We start from the raw sequence: 19,440 nt of genomic DNA, 5'->3' as shown, positions 1-19,440 counted from the left end.
ATGGCTCAAGCGCCGCCCTGCGATCTGAGCCGGACATGGTCGCAGATGCCCGTAACCTGTTCAAAATTGAGGATCAGGGTATGAACGGTGTTGGTGTAGGTGTCGTGCAGGTGAAACTTGTAACGTTGCTGTTTTTCACCCTGCAGAAACGCATCGTACTCGCGAACCAGTTCACGCACATCACCCCCGGAATCCTTGCTCCAGGTCGCATTGAACGGGCCCAGTACGGCGCCGCCTACCAGGCAGATGGTTACTTCGTGATTCGTCAGACCATTCTCAGGAACTGTCATGGTTATCTCCCTTTCGATGAGCCTGTGGTAAGTGTAGTACCGACCTGCAATTCATGTATCAGGTTGCAGAGGCTGAATAGGGGAAGAAACGTCAGGCCGACGCAGAAGTCAGCAAGCTGGTCATCAGGGCCCTGAGCCGGTTCGGTTTCACCGGCTTGTTCAGTATTGGCAGGTACTGGGCGCGCAGTATCTTGCGGGTATCGTCGCTGCGATCTGCGGTAATGATGGCGGCGGGAATGTCCCGGCCAAGGTAGCGGCGAACCCCGTGAACTGCATCGTAACCGGTTCGCTCGTTGTTCAGGTGATAGTCCGCAAGGATAATGGCGGGTATCTGGCCGGATTGCTCCAGAGTCTCTACGGCCTCTGCCTTGCTGGCGGCTGTGAGCACTTCACAGCCCCAACGCTCCAGCAGCAACTGCATGCTCTCCAGAACCGCCGGTTCGTTGTCGATCACCAGCACCGGCACACCGTCAAAGTCGTCGGCGAAATTCTGGAGCGAATCTGCGCGAGCCAGATCCGGTCTGGCCTGAGCGGGTTCGAGCGGAAGGGTCAGCACGAAGCGGGAACCACGACCGGGCCGTGAGGCCACATCAATGTCGTATCCCAGCACCCGGACCATCCGTTCCACAATGGCCAGCCCCAGGCCCACGCCCTGCCGCCCGCCGGTGCCCTGTGGCAACAGCTGATGAAACTCGGTGAAAATGTCCCGGAGCTTGTCTTCCTCAATGCCAACACCGGTGTCCCAGACTTCAATCCGCAGACGGTCGCCGCGCGATCTCAAAGCCATGACAACACCGCCCTTGCGGGTGTACCGGAAGGCATTGCTGAGCAAATTTCGGAGGATACGGGTCAGCATGCGCTGATCTGTTCGTACCATCGCAGGAATGGTCCGGACCCGGAACCCAAGGCCAGCATTGCTAGCAACGGCCTCGAACTCCTCCCCGAGGGATCTGGCCAGGGCGGCCACATCGGTATAAACCAGATCAGGCTTCATTGCCTGCTGATCAAGCTTGGAGATATCCAGCAGGTCCGCCAGCAGGTCTTCGGCGCCCTCCAGAGCCCGATGTACCTGGTGCACCATGCGGGTTTCCTGTTCCGGCAGCGTGCTGTCCTGAAGCGCGGAAATCATAAGCCGGGCTGCATTCAGGGGCTGAAGCAGGTCATGGCTGGCCGCCGCGAGATATTTATCCTTGCTGCGGTTGGCCTCTTTGGCAGCCTCCATGGCAACAAAGAGCTCGCCCTCAACCTTCTCGCGCTTCTCAATCTGGTAGCGCAGGCCCACATTGGCATTCTGCAGTGCTTCGGTCCTCTCTTCCACGCGCCGCTCGAGGGTGGCGTTCAACTGCTCCAGCTTCTGCCGGGCCAACACTCGTTCCGTAATGTCGGCAACGAAGGCTTCCACCACTTCCGGTCCGAGGTCCGGGCGCCGCAGCAGCGTGACAGCAACGTGGACCGGCGTGCGATCAGCGCGCTGGAAACGGGTTTCCCGGGCACTCAGGCTGCCCTCGTCGAGAAGCTCCTGACGTATGGCATCGAATTCACTGGAACTGCAGAACAACTGTTCACGGAGGCGGATGACCTTTTCCGTGAGCGCCTCGGGGCTATCGTAACCGCAGATTCTCGCCATGGCCGGGTTGCAGGCCAGAAAACCGCCCCTCAGGTTGGCCTGGAAGATACCGTGCAGGGCATTCTCAAACAGCCACTTGTAGCGGTTGCGTTCCTGCTCCAGCTCGTCAATACGTTCCTGCAGAGCCGGGTAATAGTTCTTGCGGACGGACTGGCTGCCCAGCCCGAGAAGATCGCCAATTCCGTAGCTACTGTCCTGTTCGCCATCCTTGATCTCAGAGGGCTTCTTCATAGACAACCTGGACATCCCGCAGCGACGACTTCCGGGGGTTGGTGAGAATGCAGGGATCCTGCAACGCAAAGCCGGACAGGTGGGGAATATCGGACACCGAAACACCCAGCTGGGCAAGACGCGCCTCCAGACCGACCCGACGCTTGAGCTCCACAATACGATTCATCAGCCGCTTCTTGATTTCCGCCTTGGCCATACCACGGGTATCAATATCCATAGCCTCGGCGACCCGGCGGAAACGGTCTTCGGCAGACTGGAAGTTGTATGCCACCACGTGCTCCAGTAGCAACGCATTGCACAGACCATGAGGCAAATCCAGGAAGCCACCCAGGCTATGGGACATGGCGTGTACAGCCCCGAGGATGGCATTGGAGAAGGCCAGTCCCGCCTGCATGGAGGCCAGCATGATCTGCTCCCGGAGATAGGGATCTGCCATGTTGTCCACCAACGGCTCGAGATTCCGGTTGATTAACCGGATTGCCTCCAGCGCATGGGTATCTGTCAGCGGGCCGCTGCCAGTCGACACATAGGCCTCGATGGCATGCACCAGGGCATCCACCCCGGTGCAGGCGGTGAGGTAGGCATCCATGGTCTCGGTGACTTCCGGATCGATTAGGGACACATCCGGCACTACGGCCTTGCTGATGATCGAGAATTTGAACCGGCGGTTGGGGTCGGAAATGATCGCGAACTGGGAAACATCCGCCGAGGTACCCGCCGTGGTCGGAATCAGAATCAGGGGCGGTGACGGGCTGGTGATGGTGTCGACGCCCTCAAACTCCAGGATGCTGCGACCGTGAATGACTACGATACCGATGCCTTTGGCGCAGTCCATGGGGCTGCCGCCACCGATGGCGACAATGACATCACATTCATTGGATTTATAGAGTTCAGCCCCGGTCATCACCTCATCCACCTTGGGATTGGGTGATACGCCGGTGTATACGGTTGAGCGGATCCCCGCATCGGTCAGCAGCGTCACGATCTCATTGACCCAACCGGCAGCCGCCACGCCGGGATCAGACACCAGGAAGACATGACGGGCACCGAAATTACTGGCGAAGTTGGCCACGGACTTCCGGGAGCCGGCACCAAACACGATTTCCGGTGAGACAAACTTTCGCAAGCTGGATATATCGTGACTCATCAGACTGCACTCGACTGTTTTTTGTTATAGGAATAGTCGAGAGTTTAACTCAAGTTCTCCGCCTGATCATCGGCCTTTTGGCTATGCTTTCGGTAGAAGCTGAACATCCATTCGAGCATGCCGGCCTGATTGGCCTGACGGCGAAAACCATGCCCCTCGTCTTCAAACCAATGCAGCTCCGGCGCCCGGCCAGCGGCTTTCATGGCCTCGGTCATTGCCCGGGTCTGCTCAGGCACCACAACCCGGTCCTTTCCGCCCTGGAAAAAGATCATTGGCGCGGTGATACGTTCGGCGTGAAACAACGGCGTTCTCTCCCGCCACCGCTTCGGGTGCTTTTCTGGCGAGCCCAGCAGCCAATCCAGATAACCGGACTCAAAGCGATGGGTCATGGCCCGTAAGCGCATGGGATCCGTCACGCCGAACATGCTGGCACCGGCGGTAAAACGCTGGCTTCGGATCATCGCCATCAGGGCCGTGTAACCCCCGGAACTGCGACCCTGGATAAACACCCTGCTGCCATCAGCCAGGCCGAAGGAGGCCAGGTGGTCTGCCGCCCGTTCCATATCCGCGACATCCACTTCACCCCACCGCCCTTCCAGGGCCAGGCGGAACTCACGACCAAAGCCGGTGCTGCCTCGATAGTTGATTTCAGCGACGGCGAATCCCCGCTGACACCAGTACTGAACCTGGGGATTGAACACCGGATAGGCCGCCGACGTCGGCCCTCCATGAGCAATCAGAATCAGTGGAGGGACGTCTGGCGTGGCCAGCTTGGGCGTGTAGAAAAACCCATGGATAGAAGCTTCGCCCGGGTTCAGGGCTGGAATCTCGATATCAAGCGGCAGTGCCGCCCTCGCCTCTGGCATGGCCTCCTCGCCCCCGGCAATGGTGCGGGCCTGTCCGGTCTCGAGATCAATCTCGAGGACGGCGTCGAGGCGGCTGGATGCACGGCCGATGCAGTAGAGATGCTCGCCAGCCGACTGGAGACAACGGAAGTCGCCAAAATCCCGGGCAACCCGGATTGTTTCACCGGTTTGGCCGGAGCTGAGCCAGAGTTCACCCGTGCCATTACAATAACGAACCCGGGCCCAACCGCCCCTGCCTGTTGGGCAGTGGTGGGATTCGCCCAACTGCCAGGGGGCATTGGCATGATCCCGGGCTGGCGAATCAATGGCGTGCCATGCGCCCCCGCCCGAATTTTCGATATGCCAGGGTTGCCACCAACCTTCGTGGTCTGACAAAACCCAGAGCTGGTTGCCATCGAACACCGGCTGTTGTACCGACGCCTCAGAAGGTGTTGGCCATTCCCGGCATTGATCCAGCAATCCATCTTCAGAGACATTTGCGGTCCACAGCCGGGTACGCAACCAGGGCATATCCGGAAGCTGCCAGCTGGTCCAGGCCACCTGCTTGCCGTCGGCAGAGACCGCCGGCGAGCTGTAAAAATCCAGGCCGGAATGAAGCACCGCACGTTCACCCTGCATGGAGACGGCAACCAGCTGCTGCTTGCCCTCTGCTTCCCGTACCGCGAGCACCCGTTGACGGGACTCGTCAGCGACCAACCCACCATAGGCCGCCTCGGCGTCATCGGTCAGGCTGTGGCACTGGCCATCGGCCAGACTGACAAACCGTATCTGTTGATCCTCGCCAACCACGAACACGCCGCTGTCGGCAGCCGCCAGGGCGCCACCACCGTATCCATTTACCCGGCTGCGGATTCCAAGATCATCAGGTCCAAGACGAACAGACCCCTGATCGGAAAGGTGCCAGAGCGTATTGCAGCCGCGTGCCGGATCCGTCTCCAGCCAGAACACACCCGCCGGGGACACCGCAAGTTCCCCGCGCTGGACATGAGCCGAGCAGGCCTCGTAGGCACTCAGTACCGTTTTGTCGTGGTGATGGCCGCCCAGTGCAGGATCGATGGCGGAGTTGTTAACCCCGGAAGAAAAGCCGTGAATTGTCCGCATTTCGATAAACCAGTTCAGTCAGGCCGGCCGTGGCATGATCGGCAGCTTTCCTCGCTGCCAGGATTCGATCATGATACGACGATTTGCTGCATACTGGATCTGCATTATCGGCATTTCCGGTCAAAAGATAGGCCTGACAGCGACAGCCGCCAAAGTCTTTTTCCTTCTCATCGCAGGAACGGCAAGGCTCCGGCATCCAGCTGTCGCCACGGTAGTGGTTGAACCCCGGGCTGTCGTACCAGATGTTTTGAAGATCCATGTCTCGGACATTCGGAAAATCGATCGGCAGGAGCCGCGCGCTGTGGCAAGGCAGTGCAGTGCCATCCGGAGCTACGGTCAGGAAAAGGTTACCCCAGCCGTTCATACACGCTTTCGGGCGCTCTTCGTAGTAATCCGGCGTCACAAAGATCAACTTCATGGCCGAACCAGATGCCTGCAGCCGTTCACGGTACTGGTTCACTTCCTGTTCCGCCCGCACCAGCTGGGCTTTCGAGGGCATCAGCCCTTCGCGGTTTTCAAAGGCCCAACCGTAATACTGGCAGGTGGCCAGTTCGACGTAATCGGCTCCCAGGCGCTCGCACAAATCCATGATGTCGTTCATCTGGTGGATGTTGTGACGGTGGATCACAAAGTTGAGCACCATCGGATAGCCGGCTTCCTTCACCGCCCGGGCCATGGCCAGCTTCTGGTCAAAGGCCTTGCGGGAGCCGGCCACGGCGTTGTTCAGTTCCGGATCGGAAGCCTGAAAGCTCACCTGGATATGATCCAGCCCCGCCTCGGCAAAAGCATCCACCTTGGCCTCCGTCAGGCCCAGCCCTGAGGTAATCAGGTTGGTGTAATACCCCAGGTGCCGCGCCTCGGCGATCAGCTCCGCCAGGTCCTGGCGGACCAGGGGCTCGCCGCCGGAAAAGCCCAGTTGCGCCGCCCCCATCTTGCGGCCCTGTCGAAGCACACTCACCCACTCCTCGGTGCTCAGTTCCTGTTGGGTCTGCGCAAAGTCCAGCGGGTTGGAGCAATAGGGGCACTGCAGCGGGCAGCGATACGTAAGCTCCGCCAACAGCCACAGGGGCGGCCCGGCGTTGTGGGGGTTAGTCGTGCTCATGACAGTTCAATCCAGTGTTGGTGACGGGCGTCCTGCAAAAATTCGCTGACGTCCTTGCCAAGAGGGCCGGCTTCGGGGAACTGCCGCTCCAGGCTGGCGACGATGTCGGCCACAGTACGCTGGCCATCCACCTCATTGAGAATCGCACCGGCACTGCCGTTGAGCTTTACCATGCCCTCGGGGTAAAGCAGCACGTAACTTTCCTGGGCCGGCTCCCACTGGAACCGGAACCCCCGGCGAAAACGCGGCACCTCATTCATACCCACCTCCATTACAGCCCCCGGTGCCAGACCTGCTCGTCGGTCACGGTGTGGTACGGCGGAGTGCGGTGGCCGTAGGCCATCGTCATGGCATCCAGCATGGTCCAGAGGATGTCCAGCTTGAACTGAAGGATCTCCAGGGCCCGGGTCTGCTGCGCCTCGGTGGTGAAGTGGTCCAGGGTAATGGTCAGGCCATGTTCCACGTCTCTTCTGGCTTCGGACAGACGCTTGCGGAAGTAGCTGTAGCCATTCTCTTCAATCCAGGGATAGTGGGCGGGCCAGCTGTCCAGTCGGGACTGGTGGATTTCCGGGGCGAACAGTTCGGTCAGGGACGAACAGGCCGCCTCCTGCCAGGTCGCCCGGCGGGCAAAGTTCAGGTAGGCGTCCACGGCAAAGCGAACCCCCGGCAGCACGTGGCGCTGGTCGATCACTTCGTCCCGGCTCAGGCCCACGGCTTCGGCCAGGGACAGCCAGGCTTCGATGCCTCCGACATCCCCGTCGTGGCCATCGTGATCCAGAATCCGCTGCAGCCAGAGCCGGCGCACACCGGCGTCCGGGCAGTTGGCCATGATGGCGGAGTCTTTCTGGGGAATCTTGATCTGGTAGTAGTATCGGTTGGCCACCCAGCCACGGATTTGTTCGGGCGTGCACTGCCCGCCGTACATGGCTTTATGGTAAGGGTGGTGGATGTGGTAGTACTGGCCCTTGGCGCGCAGGGCCTGCTCGAAATCCGTCCGGTTCATAGCTGTGTTGGCTTTGGCGTTCATGGCTGCCCCGACAGGTCGATGTGCATTCCATCCCAGGACACCTCAATGCCGTGGCGGGTCAGCTCCGCCTGCTCCGGGGAGTCCTCGTTCAGGATCGGGTTGGTGTTGTTGATGTGTATCAGGATCTTACGCTGGGCCGGCATGGCGTCGAGCACCTCGATCATGCCACCCGGGCCGCTCTGGGCCAGATGGCCCATGGCCTGGCCAGTCTTGGTGCCCACTTCCTGGCGGATCATCTCGTCGTCGTGCCAGACGGTCCCGTCCACCATCAGCACGTCGGCCTGGCGCATCCAGCCGAGAATTCGGTCGTCCGGCTCGCCGAGGCCCGGGGCATAGAGGGCTGTCTGACCGGTGCGGGTGTCTTTCAGGAACAGGCCAATGTTATCGCCCGGGTGCGGGTTGTCCCGGCGCGGTGAATACGGGGGTGCGTTGCTCAGCAGCGGAATGGCGGTCAGCTCGATGGACGGTGCGCAGGGAATGGAAAAGGGCGTCTGCTCGGACGCCTCGATACGCTGCCAGTTCAGACCACCGTTCCAGTGCTTGAGCATGGTGAACAGCGGAAAACCACCACTCAGATCTTCATGAACCTGCTCGGTACACCAGACGTCCATCGGCAGTCCCTCGCGCAGGGACAACAAGCCAGTGGTGTGGTCCACCTGGCTGTCCATCAGCACAATGGCATCAATACCGGTATCCCGCAGAGCACGGGCCGGCTGCATCGCTTCGAAAGAAGCCAGCTGGGCGCGAATATCCGGGGACGCGTTGAACAGGATCCAGTGCTCGCCGTCTTCACTGATGGCGATGGAAGACTGGGTACGGGCCCGGGCATTCAGGGTGCCCTTGCGGAAGCCGTCGCAGTTGGCACAGTTACAGTTCCACTGGGGAAAGCCACCGCCGGCGGCGGAGCCCAGAACGTGAATCAACATGGTGGGTCACTCCACAAGCAAAACGGCCAGCTCGAGGCTGGCCGCTTCAGCACTCAGCGATTGGCGAAGTACATGGTGACTTCGAAACCGATGCGGAGATCTTCGTAGGCTGGTTTGGTCCACATAATGCTCACCTCTATTGTCATGATTGTTAGCGCATTGCGGGTGAATCAACGACATTGCCGATAACCCAGTTCCCATCCTATCGGCCGGGGCAAGGGGCCAATATGGTACTTTGGAACTGTTTTTGGCCACCACAAAGTAGCATCGCCCCCACTTCGGGGAGCGAATCCCCATCACGCCCGAAATGCACTCCATCGCAACTTAACTTGATTTTATTAGACGACCAGTCTATTTTATTCCAAGAATTAAATAGACGACCGGTCTAAATTGAGTCGAGGCGATGAACCAGACAGCAGACATCAAGCGAAAGCGGGGCCGCCCCCCGAAGACTGCAAATGCCGATTTCAGGGATACCCGGGAAACCCTCATCAACGTGGGCCTGTCGGTGCTGACGGAAAAGGGTTACTCCTACACGGGCATCGACGAAATACTTCGCAAAGCCGGCGTACCGAAAGGCTCTTTCTACCATTACTTCGACAACAAAGAGGCTTTCGGGCGGATCCTGATCGAAGCCTACGGCCGCTATTTCGCCGGCAAACTCGATCGCTGGTTTAAAGACCGCACCCTCACTCCCCTGCATCGGCTCGACGCGTTCGTTGAGGATGCCAAAACAGGCATGGGCAGGTTCGAGTATCGTCGCGGCTGCCTGATCGGCAATCTGGGACAGGAAATGACCGCCCTGCCCGAGGGTTTCCGTGCTCTGTTGCAGAACGTTTTCAGCGACTGGGAGCGCCGCACCGCTGAGGTATTGAGAGAGGCCCAGCAGGCCGGTGAGATTTCCAAGCATCTAAAGTGCGATCAGATGGCGCACTTCTTCTGGATTGGTTGGGAAGGCGCGGTGTTGCGCGCAAAGCTGGACCAATCCCCAGAACCACTGGACCAGTTCGCCCAGGGATTCTTGTCGCTACTGCGCGGCACTTGACCTGGGACGAAAACCATCCTCATTACCCAAACACGGAGACAACATGTTTAAAGGCATACTCATTGAAGGATCACGCGGCGACCAAAAGGTGTCACTGACATCCATAGAAGAATCGGAACTGCCGGAAGGCGACGTTACCGTGGATGTAGCCTTCTCAACCTTGAACTACAAGGACGCTCTGGCCATCACCGGAAAGTCACCGATCGTGAAACAGTACCCGATGATTCCAGGCATCGACTTTGCCGGCACCGTATCCAGCTCCACGCATGCAGACTTCAAGGCAGGCGACCCGGTTGTTCTGAACGGGTGGGGCGTCGGCGAGAAACACTGGGGCGGCCTGGCCGAGAAAGCACGGGTTTCCGGTGACTGGCTGATTCCGCTGCCCAAGGCGTTTTCTCCTCGACAGGCCATGGCCATCGGCACCGCCGGCTATACCGCCATGCTTTGTGTCATGGCACTGGAGAAGAACGGCGTAACACCTGATTCCGGCGACATCCTGGTGACCGGGGCAACCGGTGGCGTTGGAAGCATTGCGGTGGCGCTGCTGGCCAAGCTCGGTTATTCCGTGACCGCGGTGACCGGCCGAGCCGAGGAAGCAGACTATCTGAAGTCGTTGGGCGCCGAAAACATCCTCGATCGCGCTGAGCTGAGTGAACCGGGCAAACCCCTGGTTCGCGAGACCTGGGCGGGCGCCATTGATGTGGCAGGTGGACAGGTGCTGGCCAATGTCTGTGCCGGCATGAAATACCGTGGCGTCGTCGCAGCCTGTGGTCTCGCCGCCGGCATGGACTTCCCGTCCACCGTTGCCCCGTTCATTCTTCGGGGTGTGACCTTGTGTGGCGTGGACAGCGTGATGGCGCCCAAAGCTGAGCGACTCGAAGCCTGGAAGCGTCTGTCGGAGGATCTCGACATCGATCTGCTCGACCGCATGATCACGGAAATATCCTTTGAAGACGCCATCGAGGGTGCCAGCCAACTGCTGGATGGCAAGGTTCGTGGGCGTATCGTCGTACCGGTCGCAGGCTGAACCTAAACTTCTAGAACCAGAAAACCGCTATAAAAGGAATTGTTATGAGCTCATCCACCGGACAACCAATAAGCCGATTCCCGGTTCCGTCGCTTGAATCACTCCCGGAGGACATCCGGGAGAAGATTCTTGCCGTTCAGGAAAAGTCGGGGTTTATCCCCAATGTCTTTCTGGTATTGGCACATCGCCCCGCCGAGTTTCGTGCCTTCTTTGATTACCACGATGCCCTGATGGAAAAAGACAGCCACCTCACCAAGGGCGAACGCGAGATGATCGTCGTCGCTACCAGCAACCTGAACCAGTGCCAGTACTGCGTGGTGGCCCATGGCGCTATTCTGCGCATCCGTGAAAAGAACCCGGAGATCGCAGACCAGGTCGCCGTGAACTACCGAAAGGCCGACATCACTGAGCGCCAGAAAGCCATGCTTGATTTCGCCATAAAGGTTTCGCAACAAGCCCAAGAGGTGTGTGACGCGGACTTTGAGGCACTCAAACGTCATGGCTTCAACGACGAGGATATCTGGGATATCTCCGGCATCGCCGCGTTCTTCGGGCTTTCCAATCGGATGGCAAACGTGACAAACATGCGGCCTAACGCAGAGTTCTACTCACTGGGGCGATAAAACGCATTGGCACCAAAACCAGCCCTAATAAAAAAGGCCCTGGGAAGGGCCAAAAGAGAGTGACAGAAAAACCCGAACTCTCGTCAGAGAGTCGCCCCGGCCAGTCGCCGGGGGATGAAGGTGCACATCCACTGTGCTGACTCACAGGCGGGCCCGTGTGGGAGGCCCGCTTACCGCTCACAGATTCAGAAGAAACCCAGTGGGTTGGTGTCGTAGCTGGTCAGCATGCACTTGGTCTGCTGATAGTGCTCGAGCGCCATCTTGTGGGTTTCACGACCAACGCCGGACTTTTTATAGCCACCGAAGGCCGCGTGTGCCGGGTACGCGTGGTAGCAGTTCATCCACACCCGACCGGCCTGAATGTTGCGGCCCATCCGGTAGGCGAGATTGGTGTCGCGGGTCCATACACCGGCACCCAGACCAAACTCGGTGTCGTTGGCGATGGCCAGGGCTTCTTCCTCGGTCTTGAAGGTGGTCACACCCACAACCGGTCCGAAGATTTCTTCCTGGAACACGCGCATCTTGTTGTCGCCCTTGAACAGGGTGGGCTGGATGTAGAAGCCATTGTTGAACTCTTCATCCAGATGCTCGCGGTCGCCGCCAGTCAGCACCACAGCGCCCTCTTCCTTACCAATGGCCAGGTAGGACATGATCTTGTCGAACTGTTCTTTCGACGCCTGGGCACCTACCTGAACATCGGTGTCCAGCGGGTTGCCGCGCTTGATCGACTTGGTGCGCTGAACCACCTTCTGCATAAACTCTTCGAACATGTCTTCCTGAACCAGCGCCCGTGACGGACAGGTGCAGACTTCGCCCTGGTTGAAGAACGCCAGAACCAGACCTTCCACGCACTTGTCGACGAATTCCGGCTCGGCCTTCATCACGTCGGAGAAGTAGATGTTCGGGGATTTACCACCCAGCTCAACTGTGGACGGGATGATGTTTTCAGCCGCGCACTTGAGGATGTGGGAGCCAACCGGGGTGGAACCGGTGAAGGCAATCTTGGCAATACGCTTGCTGGTGGCCAGGGCCTGGCCAGCCTCGATGCCGTAGCCGTTAACAATGTTCAGTACGCCCGGCGGCAGCAGGTCGCCAATGATTTCCATCAGTACCAGGATGCTGGCAGGCGTCTGCTCGGCAGGCTTCAGCACAGTGCAGTTACCCGCAGCCAGACAGGGGCCCAGTTTCCAGGCCGCCATCAGAATCGGGAAGTTCCACGGAATGATCTGGCCAACGACACCCAGCGGCTCGTGGAAATGGTACGCCACAGTGTTGTGGTCGATCTCGCCCATGTGGCCTTCCTGGGCACGCAGACAACCCGCGAAGTAGCGGAAGTGATCAGCAGCAAGCGGAATATCGGCGTTCAGGGTTTCGCGCACGGCCTTGCCGTTGTCCCAGGTTTCTGCAACTGCGAGCTTCTCGAGGTTGGCCTCGATACGATCCGCAATTTTCAGCAGGATGTTGGAACGCTCGGTGGGCGAGGTCTTGCCCCACGCCGGTGCTGCCTTGTGCGCTGCATCCAGAGCCAGATCAATATCTTCGGCACTGGAGCGCGGAATTTCACAGATCACATTGCCAGTGACCGGTGTGATGTTCTCGAAATACTGGCCTTTTACCGGGGCAACCCACTCGCCACCGATGTAGTTCTCGTAACGGGATTTGAAAGAAACGACGGAGCCATCCTTTCCTGGTTGTGCGTAGATCATGATCTCGACCTCTTGTTGTGTTTGTCGCAGGGCAACGCGGCCTTTCGCGTTTACCCATTCAATGTAGACCCCAATCCCCGAGGTTTGAATGATGCGATGGAGGCGAAAAACTCCTCCCTTGGTAGTAGATGGCTCGAAGGCCACGCCACCAGTGGCCCGGCTCCGAAATCACTCTGCGAAAATAAATGCACTGGAAGCGCACTGATCGATGCACAAAAACAGTGCGCCCGCCCAGACAAGAAGCAGACCTGCCGGACACCTGAAATCCCACTACAACAAAAACAGTAACTTAGCGATTGGCATGGACTCTGCAAAGGGTCCAGTACGCAGCGAGACGTCGGTTACTGAAACCACAATCAAAGCGCCACAATCTGACCAATGGTCAACTAGGGTTCCGGTCTGCAACCACAAAACGCAGGCGACTGGTCCGAGAGTTGACGACCTTTTCCAAGGTTACACGGCGGGACAAAAGCCCGGGAGGATCGCTCAGTTACTGACGCCTCTCGCTTTTTTGGATGCCCTAACCAGGAGGAAAAGGCCATGTTGCAAACCGCAGCCCCCCTCTACGACGATCTGATTCCCGGCGGATCCCACTGGTCCTTTATCGTGCGCCGTGGCCATGTGCTGCGCCTGATCGACGAAAACGGCGGGACCAACGTCGGCATGTTGATGTACAACCCCGAGAACCCACTCGAGCGCTACAACATGCCGGACACCCTGAAAAACCAGCACACCTTCCTGATCACCAAAGGCCACGTGCTGCTCTCGGACATGGGCCGGGTGTTTGCCTCCATCATCCGGGACGACCTGGGCTGGCACGACACCGTCGCCGGCACCTGCAATGCCGACCTGGTGGAACAGCGCTGGGGCAAAAAGACCTATCAGGAAGCCCATAACCACTGCCACCGCAATGGGTTCAACAGTTTCCTGAATGAGCTGGCCAAGTACGGCCTCGGAAAGAAAGACCTGACCGCCAATTTGAACTGGTTCAGCAAGATGAAAACCGACGACAACGGCAACATGACCTTTGCCGAGGGCCACTCCCACGCCGGCGCCAGCGTCGACCTGCGCTTCGAGATGGACACTATCGTGGTGCTGCACACCTGCCCGCATCCGATGAACCCGGCCAGCGAGTACCCCAGCCATCCGTTGCGATATCAGCTCTTCAAGGCGGCCCCGGTAACCGATGCCGATCCCTGCAAGACGTCGTCCCCCGAGGCCACCCGGGCCTTCGCCAATAACGCCCTGTACCACCTGTTCCAGTAACGGAGGCCGGAAATGATCAAGCAAAGCGTATTGAAGCCTGAAGACGCCGCCTTCCGTGAAACCGTACCGGCGGGCGAGTATTTCCTGAAAGTGGTGAAAGCCGGCGAGACCGTCCGGATCCTGGATCTGGAAGGCAACCAGGCCGCCGACACCCTGTTCTACAACGCCCACAATCCGACCGAACGCTACAGCGCCGTCGACACCATTCGTGAGCAGGGCAACGTCTATCTGACTGCCGGCTCGAGACTGATGTCCTCTGAAAACAACGTCATGCTCGAGATCACCGCAGATACCTGCGGTCGTCACGACACTCTGGGCGGGGCCTGTGCCGCCGAGAGCAACACCACCCGCTATGCCCTCGAGAAAAAGTGCATGCACGCATGCCGGGACAGCTGGCTGGTGGCCGTCACCGAACATGAAGAGCTGGGCATGAGCAAACGGGACATCACCCACAACATCAACTTCTTCATGAATGTCCCGGTCACGGCCGACGGCGGACTCACCTTCGACGACGGGATTTCCGATGCAGGCAAGTACGTGGAGCTGGAAGCGAAGATGGACGTTCTGGTGATGATCTCCAACTGCCCGCAACTCAACAATCCCTGCAACGGCTGGAACCCGACACCGATTGAGGTGCTGGTATGGAGCTGAGCGGCAGATTCTCAAAGGTCCTGATCGCCAACCGCGGCGCCATCGCCTGCCGGGTTATTCGCACGCTGCGTGACATGGGGCTGACCTCGGTTGCCGTCTACGCCGAAGCGGATTCCGATTCGCTTCACGTGCGCCAGGCGGACGAGGCGTATTCCCTGGGAGACGGCCCGGCAGCGACCACTTACCTGGATCAGGACAAACTGTTCGAGGTGATCCGCAAGAGCGGTGCCGGCGCCATCCACCCCGGCTACGGCTTCCTGAGCGAAAACGCCGATTTTGCCCGACGCTGTGACGCCGAAGGCGTGGTCTTCCTGGGCCCGACGCCCGAGCAGATGGAGCAATTCGGTCTCAAGCATACGGCACGGTCACTGGCTGAAAGCGCCGGCGTACCACTGCTACCAGGCACCGGCTTGCTGACCAATCTGGAGGAAGCGCAAAAAGCCGCCGACACCATCGGCTACCCGGTGATGCTGAAAAGCACCGCCGGCGGTGGCGGCATTGGCATGTCCCGCTGCTACGGCCCGAACGATCTCAGCAAAAGCTTCGAGTCGGTCCAGCGCCTGAGCCAGAACAACTTCAGCAACAGCGGCGTGTTCCTGGAAAAATTCGTGGAACATGCCCGCCATGTGGAAGTGCAGCTGTTTGGCGATGGCGAAGGTCAGGTCCTGGCCCTGGGCGAGCGGGACTGCTCCGCCCAACGCCGCAACCAGAAGGTGATTGAAGAAGCGCCGGCGCCCGGGCTCACCGAAGACGTCCGAACCAGCATGCACGCGACCGCCCGTCAACTGGGCGAGAACATTGCCTACCGCAGTGCCGGCACCGTGGAATTTATCTACGACCCAGACACTACCCAATTCTACTTCCTGGAAGTTAACACCCGCTTACAGGTGGAACACGGCGTCACCGAGCAAGTCTATGGCGTGGACCTGGTGCGCTGGATGGTGGAGCTGGGTGCCGGCACCCTGCCCGACCCTTCAGAACTGGGAAGCAAACTTGCCCCTTCGGGCCACGCCATTCAGGCCCGGATCTATGCCGAAGACCCCAACAAGGATTTTCAGCCAGGGGCCGGCTTGCTCACCAATGTTGCCTGGCCGCAACAAGACGGTCTTCGGATCGATACCTGGATTCAACCAGGCACCGAAGTATCACCATTGTACGATCCCATGCTCGCCAAGGTGATCGTACACGAGCCAGATCGCGAGTCAGCCCGGCAACGGCTGATGCAGGCCCTCGACGGCAGCCAGCTCTATGGCATCGAGACCAACCTCAAGTACGTGCGCCAGGTGCTGGACGACCAGCGCTTTACCGAGGGCAGGCTGTTTACCCGCACCCTGAACGAATTCGATTACCAGCCGGCGACGGTGGATGTGCTCAGCGGGGGCACCCTGACCACCATTCAGGAATATCCCGGCCGCATCGGCTACTGGGAAATCGGCGTGCCACCGTCAGGCCCGTTTGACAGCTATTCCTTCCGCCTTGGCAATCGCCTGCTTGGGAATGCTGAAGACGCTCCGGGCCTCGAAATCACCCTCAAAGGGCCGGTGCTCACTTTCAACCGCGCTACCCAGATTACGCTGACTGGCGCCCAACTGGACGCAACGCTGGACGATGAGCCGGTCGCCTTCTGGCAGGTGATAGACGTACCCGCCGGCGCCACCCTGAAGCTGGGCGCTACCACGGCGGACGGCGCCCGGGCCTATGTGCTGTTCCGCGGAGGGCTGGACTGCCCGGAGTACCTGACTTCCTGCAGCACCTTTACCCTCGGCCAGTTCGGCGGCCATTGCGGCCGCGCCTTGCGGGCCGGCGATGTGCTGGCGCTGGCAGATTCGGAACCTGCCCCCCTGACCACGCTGCCTGCGGAACTTAAACCGACCATCGGCAAGACCTGGAAACTGCACGTCACCTATGGGCCCCATGGCGCGCCGGATTACTTTACCGAGGAGGACATCAACACCTTCTTCGCCAGCGATTGGGAGATCCACTACAACTCCAGCCGCACGGGCGTGCGCCTGATTGGCCCGAAACCGCAGTGGGCGCGCAGTGACGGCGGAGAGGCCGGCATGCATCCGTCCAACATTCACGACAACGCTTACGCCGTGGGCACCGTGGATTTCACCGGCGATATGCCGGTGATTCTCGGTCCCGATGGCCCCAGCCTGGGCGGCTTTGTCTGCCCGGTGACGGTCATCAGCGCTGACCTGTGGAAACTGGGCCAGCTGAAAGCCGGTGACAAGGTTCAATTTGTTCCGGTAAGTCAGGACCAGGCCGTGGCCCTGCGGGAAGCCCTCGACGAATCCATCGCCACCCTGACCGCAGCGACCGCCCATATCAAACCGATCACACCAACCTCCCCGGTTCTGGCGGCACTCAGTGACGATGAACACGAAACCGGTGTGGTTTATCGGGCCGCCGGCGACAACTACGTGTTGGTGGAATACGGCCCAATGGAGCTGGATATCCGCCTGCGCTTCCGCGCCCATGCGCTGATGCTGTGGCTGCGCGAGCAGAATCACGATGCCATTTTGGAACTGACCCCCGGCATCCGCTCCCTGCAGGTGCATTACGACAGCCAGAAACTGAACCAGCGCACGCTGCTGGATCTGCTGATCGGCGCCGAAAAGGAACTGGAAAAACAGCCCGAGTGGGATGTGCCCGCGCGCATCGTTCATTTGCCCCTGTCCTGGGATGACGAAGCCTGCCAGACCGCCATCGCGAAATACATGCAGTCGGTGCGTAAGGATGCCCCCTGGTGCCCGAGCAACCTGGAATTCATCCGCCGCATCAACGGGCTGGACAGCATCGACGAAGTGAAGAAGACACTTTTCGAGGCAACCTATCTGGTGATGGGCCTGGGCGATGTCTATCTGGGTGCCCCGGTCGCCACCCCGCTGGATCCCCGGCATCGGCTGGTGACCACCAAATACAACCCGGCCCGGACCTGGACCGCGGAGAACTCCGTTGGCATCGGCGGCGCCTACCTGTGCATCTACGGCATGGAAGGCCCGGGCGGCTACCAGTTTGTTGGTCGCACCCTGCAGATGTGGAACCGCTACCGCACGACCGCCCTGTTCGAGGCTGGCAAGCCCTGGCTGCTTCGGTTCTTTGACCAGGTGCGCTTCTACGAGGTCAGTGCCGAAGAACTGCAGCAGATCCGGCGGGACTTTCCCAATGACGACTACCCGATAAAGGTCGAGGAAACCCGCTTCAACCTGAAGGACTACGAGCAGTTTCTGGCAAACAACGACGACGAAATCCAGACCTTCACAGCCAAGCGCAAACAAGCCTTCGACGAGGAACTGCAGCGCTGGATCGAGTCTGGCCAGATTAACTTCAGTTCCGAAGCACCGATCGAGGAAACCGGCGAAGACGACATTGCCAACCTTCCAGCAGGCCAGCACGCGGTGGAAAGCCACGTAGCCGGTAACCTCTGGGAGTGCCTGGTCAAGCCAGGCGACACCATCGATGCCCAGCGGCCGGTGGCGGTTATTGAATCCATGAAGATGGAAATCGAATTACTGAGCCCCGTAACCGGACGCGTGGTGGATGTGCGTCGGGAAGCGGGACAGGCGGTCTCGCCCGGAACGCCGGTCGTGATTGTCGAAGAGATTACCGAGTAATGCCAGCAACCCCCAAAAAACTGAAGAAAGACCAAACCTGCAAACACGGGCAAGGCCCGAGGAGAGACACCATGAATACACGCGACATCACCAAACGTCTGGCGGCCGGTCTGTTCACGGCCTCGCTGTCCATGGGTGCAATGGCCCAGGAAAAGGACTCCTTCAGCATCGCCTGGACAATCTATGCCGGCTGGGTGCCCTGGCAGTATGCCGAGGACTACGGAATCATGAAAAAGTGGGCGGACAAGTACGATATCGAGGTGGATATCGTGCAGGTGAACGACTACATCGAGTCCATTAACCAGTACACCGCCGGCCAGTTTGACGGTGTGGTAGCCACCAGCATGGATGGCCTGTCGATTCCGGCCGCCTCTGGTGTGGATACCACCGCGCTGATCGTGGGCGACTATTCGAATGGTAACGACGGCCTCGTATCCAAAGATGCCAAGACTATCGAAGAGCTGGAAGGCGAGACCGTGCACCTGGTTGAACTGTCCGTTTCCCACTACCTTCTGGTCCGTGCCCTGAACACCGTTGGTCTGGAAGAGCGGGATATCAGCGTGGTGAATATTTCCGACGCTGACCTCGTTTCAGCGTTCCAGACCGATGATGTTCGCCATGTGGCTACCTGGAACCCGCTGCTGGCGGAAGTGGAAGCCTACCCCGGTGCTAACAAACTGTTCGATTCCAGCCAGATTCCGGGGCACATCAAGGATCTGACCCTGGTGAACACGGAAACCCTGGCCGACAACCCGAAGCTGGGCAAGGCGCTTGTGGGTGCCTGGTACGAAACCATGAGCATTCTCGCCTCCGACAGTGAAGAAGGTCAGGAGGCGCGAGCATTTCTCGGTGAACTCTCTGGCACCGACCAGGCCGGTTATGAGGCTCAATTGGCCGGCATGAAGATGTTCTGGGAACCGCAGATGTCAGTGGATTTCATTAACAGCAATGAAGCCCTGGACGCCATGGACAGCGTTCGTCAGTTCTCTTTCGAGAAGGGGCTGCTTGGGCAGGGCGCCATGAGCCCGGACTTCGTGGGCATCGAATTCCCGGATGGGTCAATCATGGGTGACACCGGAAATGTGAAGCTTCGGTTTAACGAGAGCTACATGCAGATGGCGGCAGACGGGGAGATCTGAGTCTCTGATTGCTTGCCTTGATGGTTAGCCGAGGGCACGATGTTCGTGC

At 59.4% G+C, this 19,440-nt stretch carries 17 protein-coding genes and 1 riboswitch; of the genes, 7 read left to right on the top strand and 10 right to left on the bottom strand.

The window, feature by feature from the left end; all coding sequences use genetic code 11:
- Positions 1 to 5: 5 nt before the first annotated feature.
- The 9 genes from CFT65_RS05265 to pqqA form a co-directional block, all read right to left on the bottom strand.
- Entirely contained in the window at positions 6 to 290 is a 285-nt protein-coding gene (locus CFT65_RS05265) for a hypothetical protein (RefSeq protein WP_088826941.1), read from the bottom strand.
- A gap of 91 nt (positions 291 to 381) precedes the next feature.
- Positions 382 to 2,148, bottom strand: a complete 1,767-nt coding sequence (locus CFT65_RS05260; protein ID WP_088826940.1) for a NahK/ErcS family hybrid sensor histidine kinase/response regulator — start codon at positions 2,146 to 2,148, stop codon at positions 382 to 384.
- The gene (ercA, locus tag CFT65_RS05255; protein WP_088826939.1) at positions 2,132 to 3,295 is read right to left on the bottom strand and encodes an alcohol dehydrogenase-like regulatory protein ErcA; all 1,164 of its coding nucleotides are present in this window, start codon (positions 3,293 to 3,295) and stop codon (positions 2,132 to 2,134) included. Before ercA ends, CFT65_RS05260 begins: the two co-directional genes overlap by 17 nt.
- Before the next feature lie 44 nt (positions 3,296 to 3,339).
- Positions 3,340 to 5,262 (bottom strand): alpha/beta hydrolase family protein, encoded by a 1,923-nt coding sequence (locus CFT65_RS05250; protein WP_228705783.1) that lies wholly within the window; start codon positions 5,260 to 5,262, stop codon positions 3,340 to 3,342.
- Positions 5,228 to 6,364: a pyrroloquinoline quinone biosynthesis protein PqqE gene (gene pqqE / locus CFT65_RS05245; protein ID WP_088826938.1), complete on the bottom strand. Its 1,137-nt coding sequence runs from the start codon at positions 6,362 to 6,364 to the stop codon at positions 5,228 to 5,230. Before pqqE ends, CFT65_RS05250 begins: the two co-directional genes overlap by 35 nt.
- Complete coding sequence (gene pqqD / locus CFT65_RS05240) at positions 6,361 to 6,636, bottom strand: pyrroloquinoline quinone biosynthesis peptide chaperone PqqD (protein WP_088826937.1); 276 nt, start codon at positions 6,634 to 6,636, stop codon at positions 6,361 to 6,363. Before pqqD ends, pqqE begins: the two co-directional genes overlap by 4 nt.
- Positions 6,636 to 7,391 (bottom strand): pyrroloquinoline-quinone synthase PqqC, encoded by a 756-nt coding sequence (gene pqqC, locus CFT65_RS05235; RefSeq protein ID WP_088826936.1) that lies wholly within the window; start codon positions 7,389 to 7,391, stop codon positions 6,636 to 6,638. The genes pqqD and pqqC overlap by 1 nt, the downstream gene beginning before the upstream one ends.
- The gene (pqqB, locus tag CFT65_RS05230; protein WP_088826935.1) at positions 7,388 to 8,317 is read right to left on the bottom strand and encodes a pyrroloquinoline quinone biosynthesis protein PqqB; all 930 of its coding nucleotides are present in this window, start codon (positions 8,315 to 8,317) and stop codon (positions 7,388 to 7,390) included. The genes pqqC and pqqB overlap by 4 nt, the downstream gene beginning before the upstream one ends.
- Positions 8,318 to 8,370: 53 nt before the next feature.
- Positions 8,371 to 8,442, bottom strand: coding sequence for a pyrroloquinoline quinone precursor peptide PqqA (gene pqqA / locus CFT65_RS05225; protein ID WP_007153157.1), 72 nt, complete (start codon positions 8,440 to 8,442; stop codon positions 8,371 to 8,373).
- A gap of 278 nt (positions 8,443 to 8,720) precedes the next feature.
- On the opposite strand from pqqA, the gene CFT65_RS05220 reads away from it, so the two are divergent.
- The 3 genes from CFT65_RS05220 to CFT65_RS05210 are packed head-to-tail and all read left to right on the top strand — an operon-like array spanning position 8,721 to position 11,012.
- The gene (locus CFT65_RS05220) at positions 8,721 to 9,362 is read left to right on the top strand and encodes a TetR/AcrR family transcriptional regulator (protein WP_088826934.1); all 642 of its coding nucleotides are present in this window, start codon (positions 8,721 to 8,723) and stop codon (positions 9,360 to 9,362) included.
- A gap of 43 nt (positions 9,363 to 9,405) precedes the next feature.
- Positions 9,406 to 10,389, top strand: coding sequence for an MDR family oxidoreductase (locus tag CFT65_RS05215; RefSeq protein ID WP_088826933.1), 984 nt, complete (start codon positions 9,406 to 9,408; stop codon positions 10,387 to 10,389).
- Positions 10,390 to 10,433: 44 nt separating this feature from the next.
- Positions 10,434 to 11,012, top strand: a complete 579-nt coding sequence (locus CFT65_RS05210; RefSeq protein WP_088826932.1) for a peroxidase-related enzyme — start codon at positions 10,434 to 10,436, stop codon at positions 11,010 to 11,012.
- Positions 11,013 to 11,197: 185 nt separating this feature from the next.
- Here CFT65_RS05210 and CFT65_RS05205 read toward each other — a convergent pair whose 3' ends face one another.
- On the bottom strand, positions 11,198 to 12,718 hold the full coding sequence (locus tag CFT65_RS05205; protein WP_088826931.1) for an aldehyde dehydrogenase family protein: 1,521 nt from the start codon (positions 12,716 to 12,718) through the stop codon (positions 11,198 to 11,200).
- Between the two features lie 375 nt (positions 12,719 to 13,093).
- Positions 13,094 to 13,200, top strand: a riboswitch (guanidine-I (ykkC/yxkD leader).
- Between the two features lie 58 nt (positions 13,201 to 13,258).
- On the opposite strand from CFT65_RS05205, the gene CFT65_RS05200 reads away from it, so the two are divergent.
- The 4 genes from CFT65_RS05200 to CFT65_RS05185 all read left to right on the top strand — a co-directional run bounded on the left by CFT65_RS05200 (position 13,259) and on the right by CFT65_RS05185 (position 19,391).
- Positions 13,259 to 13,984, top strand: a complete 726-nt coding sequence (locus tag CFT65_RS05200) for an urea amidolyase associated protein UAAP1 (RefSeq protein WP_088826930.1) — start codon at positions 13,259 to 13,261, stop codon at positions 13,982 to 13,984.
- A 12-nt stretch (positions 13,985 to 13,996) separates the two neighbouring features.
- The gene (locus tag CFT65_RS05195) at positions 13,997 to 14,635 is read left to right on the top strand and encodes an urea amidolyase associated protein UAAP2 (protein WP_088826929.1); all 639 of its coding nucleotides are present in this window, start codon (positions 13,997 to 13,999) and stop codon (positions 14,633 to 14,635) included.
- On the top strand, positions 14,626 to 18,252 hold the full coding sequence (gene uca, locus CFT65_RS05190) for an urea carboxylase (protein ID WP_088826928.1): 3,627 nt from the start codon (positions 14,626 to 14,628) through the stop codon (positions 18,250 to 18,252). Before CFT65_RS05195 ends, uca begins: the two co-directional genes overlap by 10 nt.
- A 71-nt stretch (positions 18,253 to 18,323) precedes the next feature.
- Positions 18,324 to 19,391, top strand: a complete 1,068-nt coding sequence (locus tag CFT65_RS05185) for a putative urea ABC transporter substrate-binding protein (RefSeq protein ID WP_088826927.1) — start codon at positions 18,324 to 18,326, stop codon at positions 19,389 to 19,391.
- Positions 19,392 to 19,440 lie beyond the last annotated feature (49 nt).

The organism is Marinobacter sp. es.048 (genome assembly GCF_900188435.1).
Classification (GTDB): domain Bacteria; phylum Pseudomonadota; class Gammaproteobacteria; order Pseudomonadales; family Oleiphilaceae; genus Marinobacter.
This window is presented reverse-complemented; position numbering and strand designations above follow the sequence as displayed.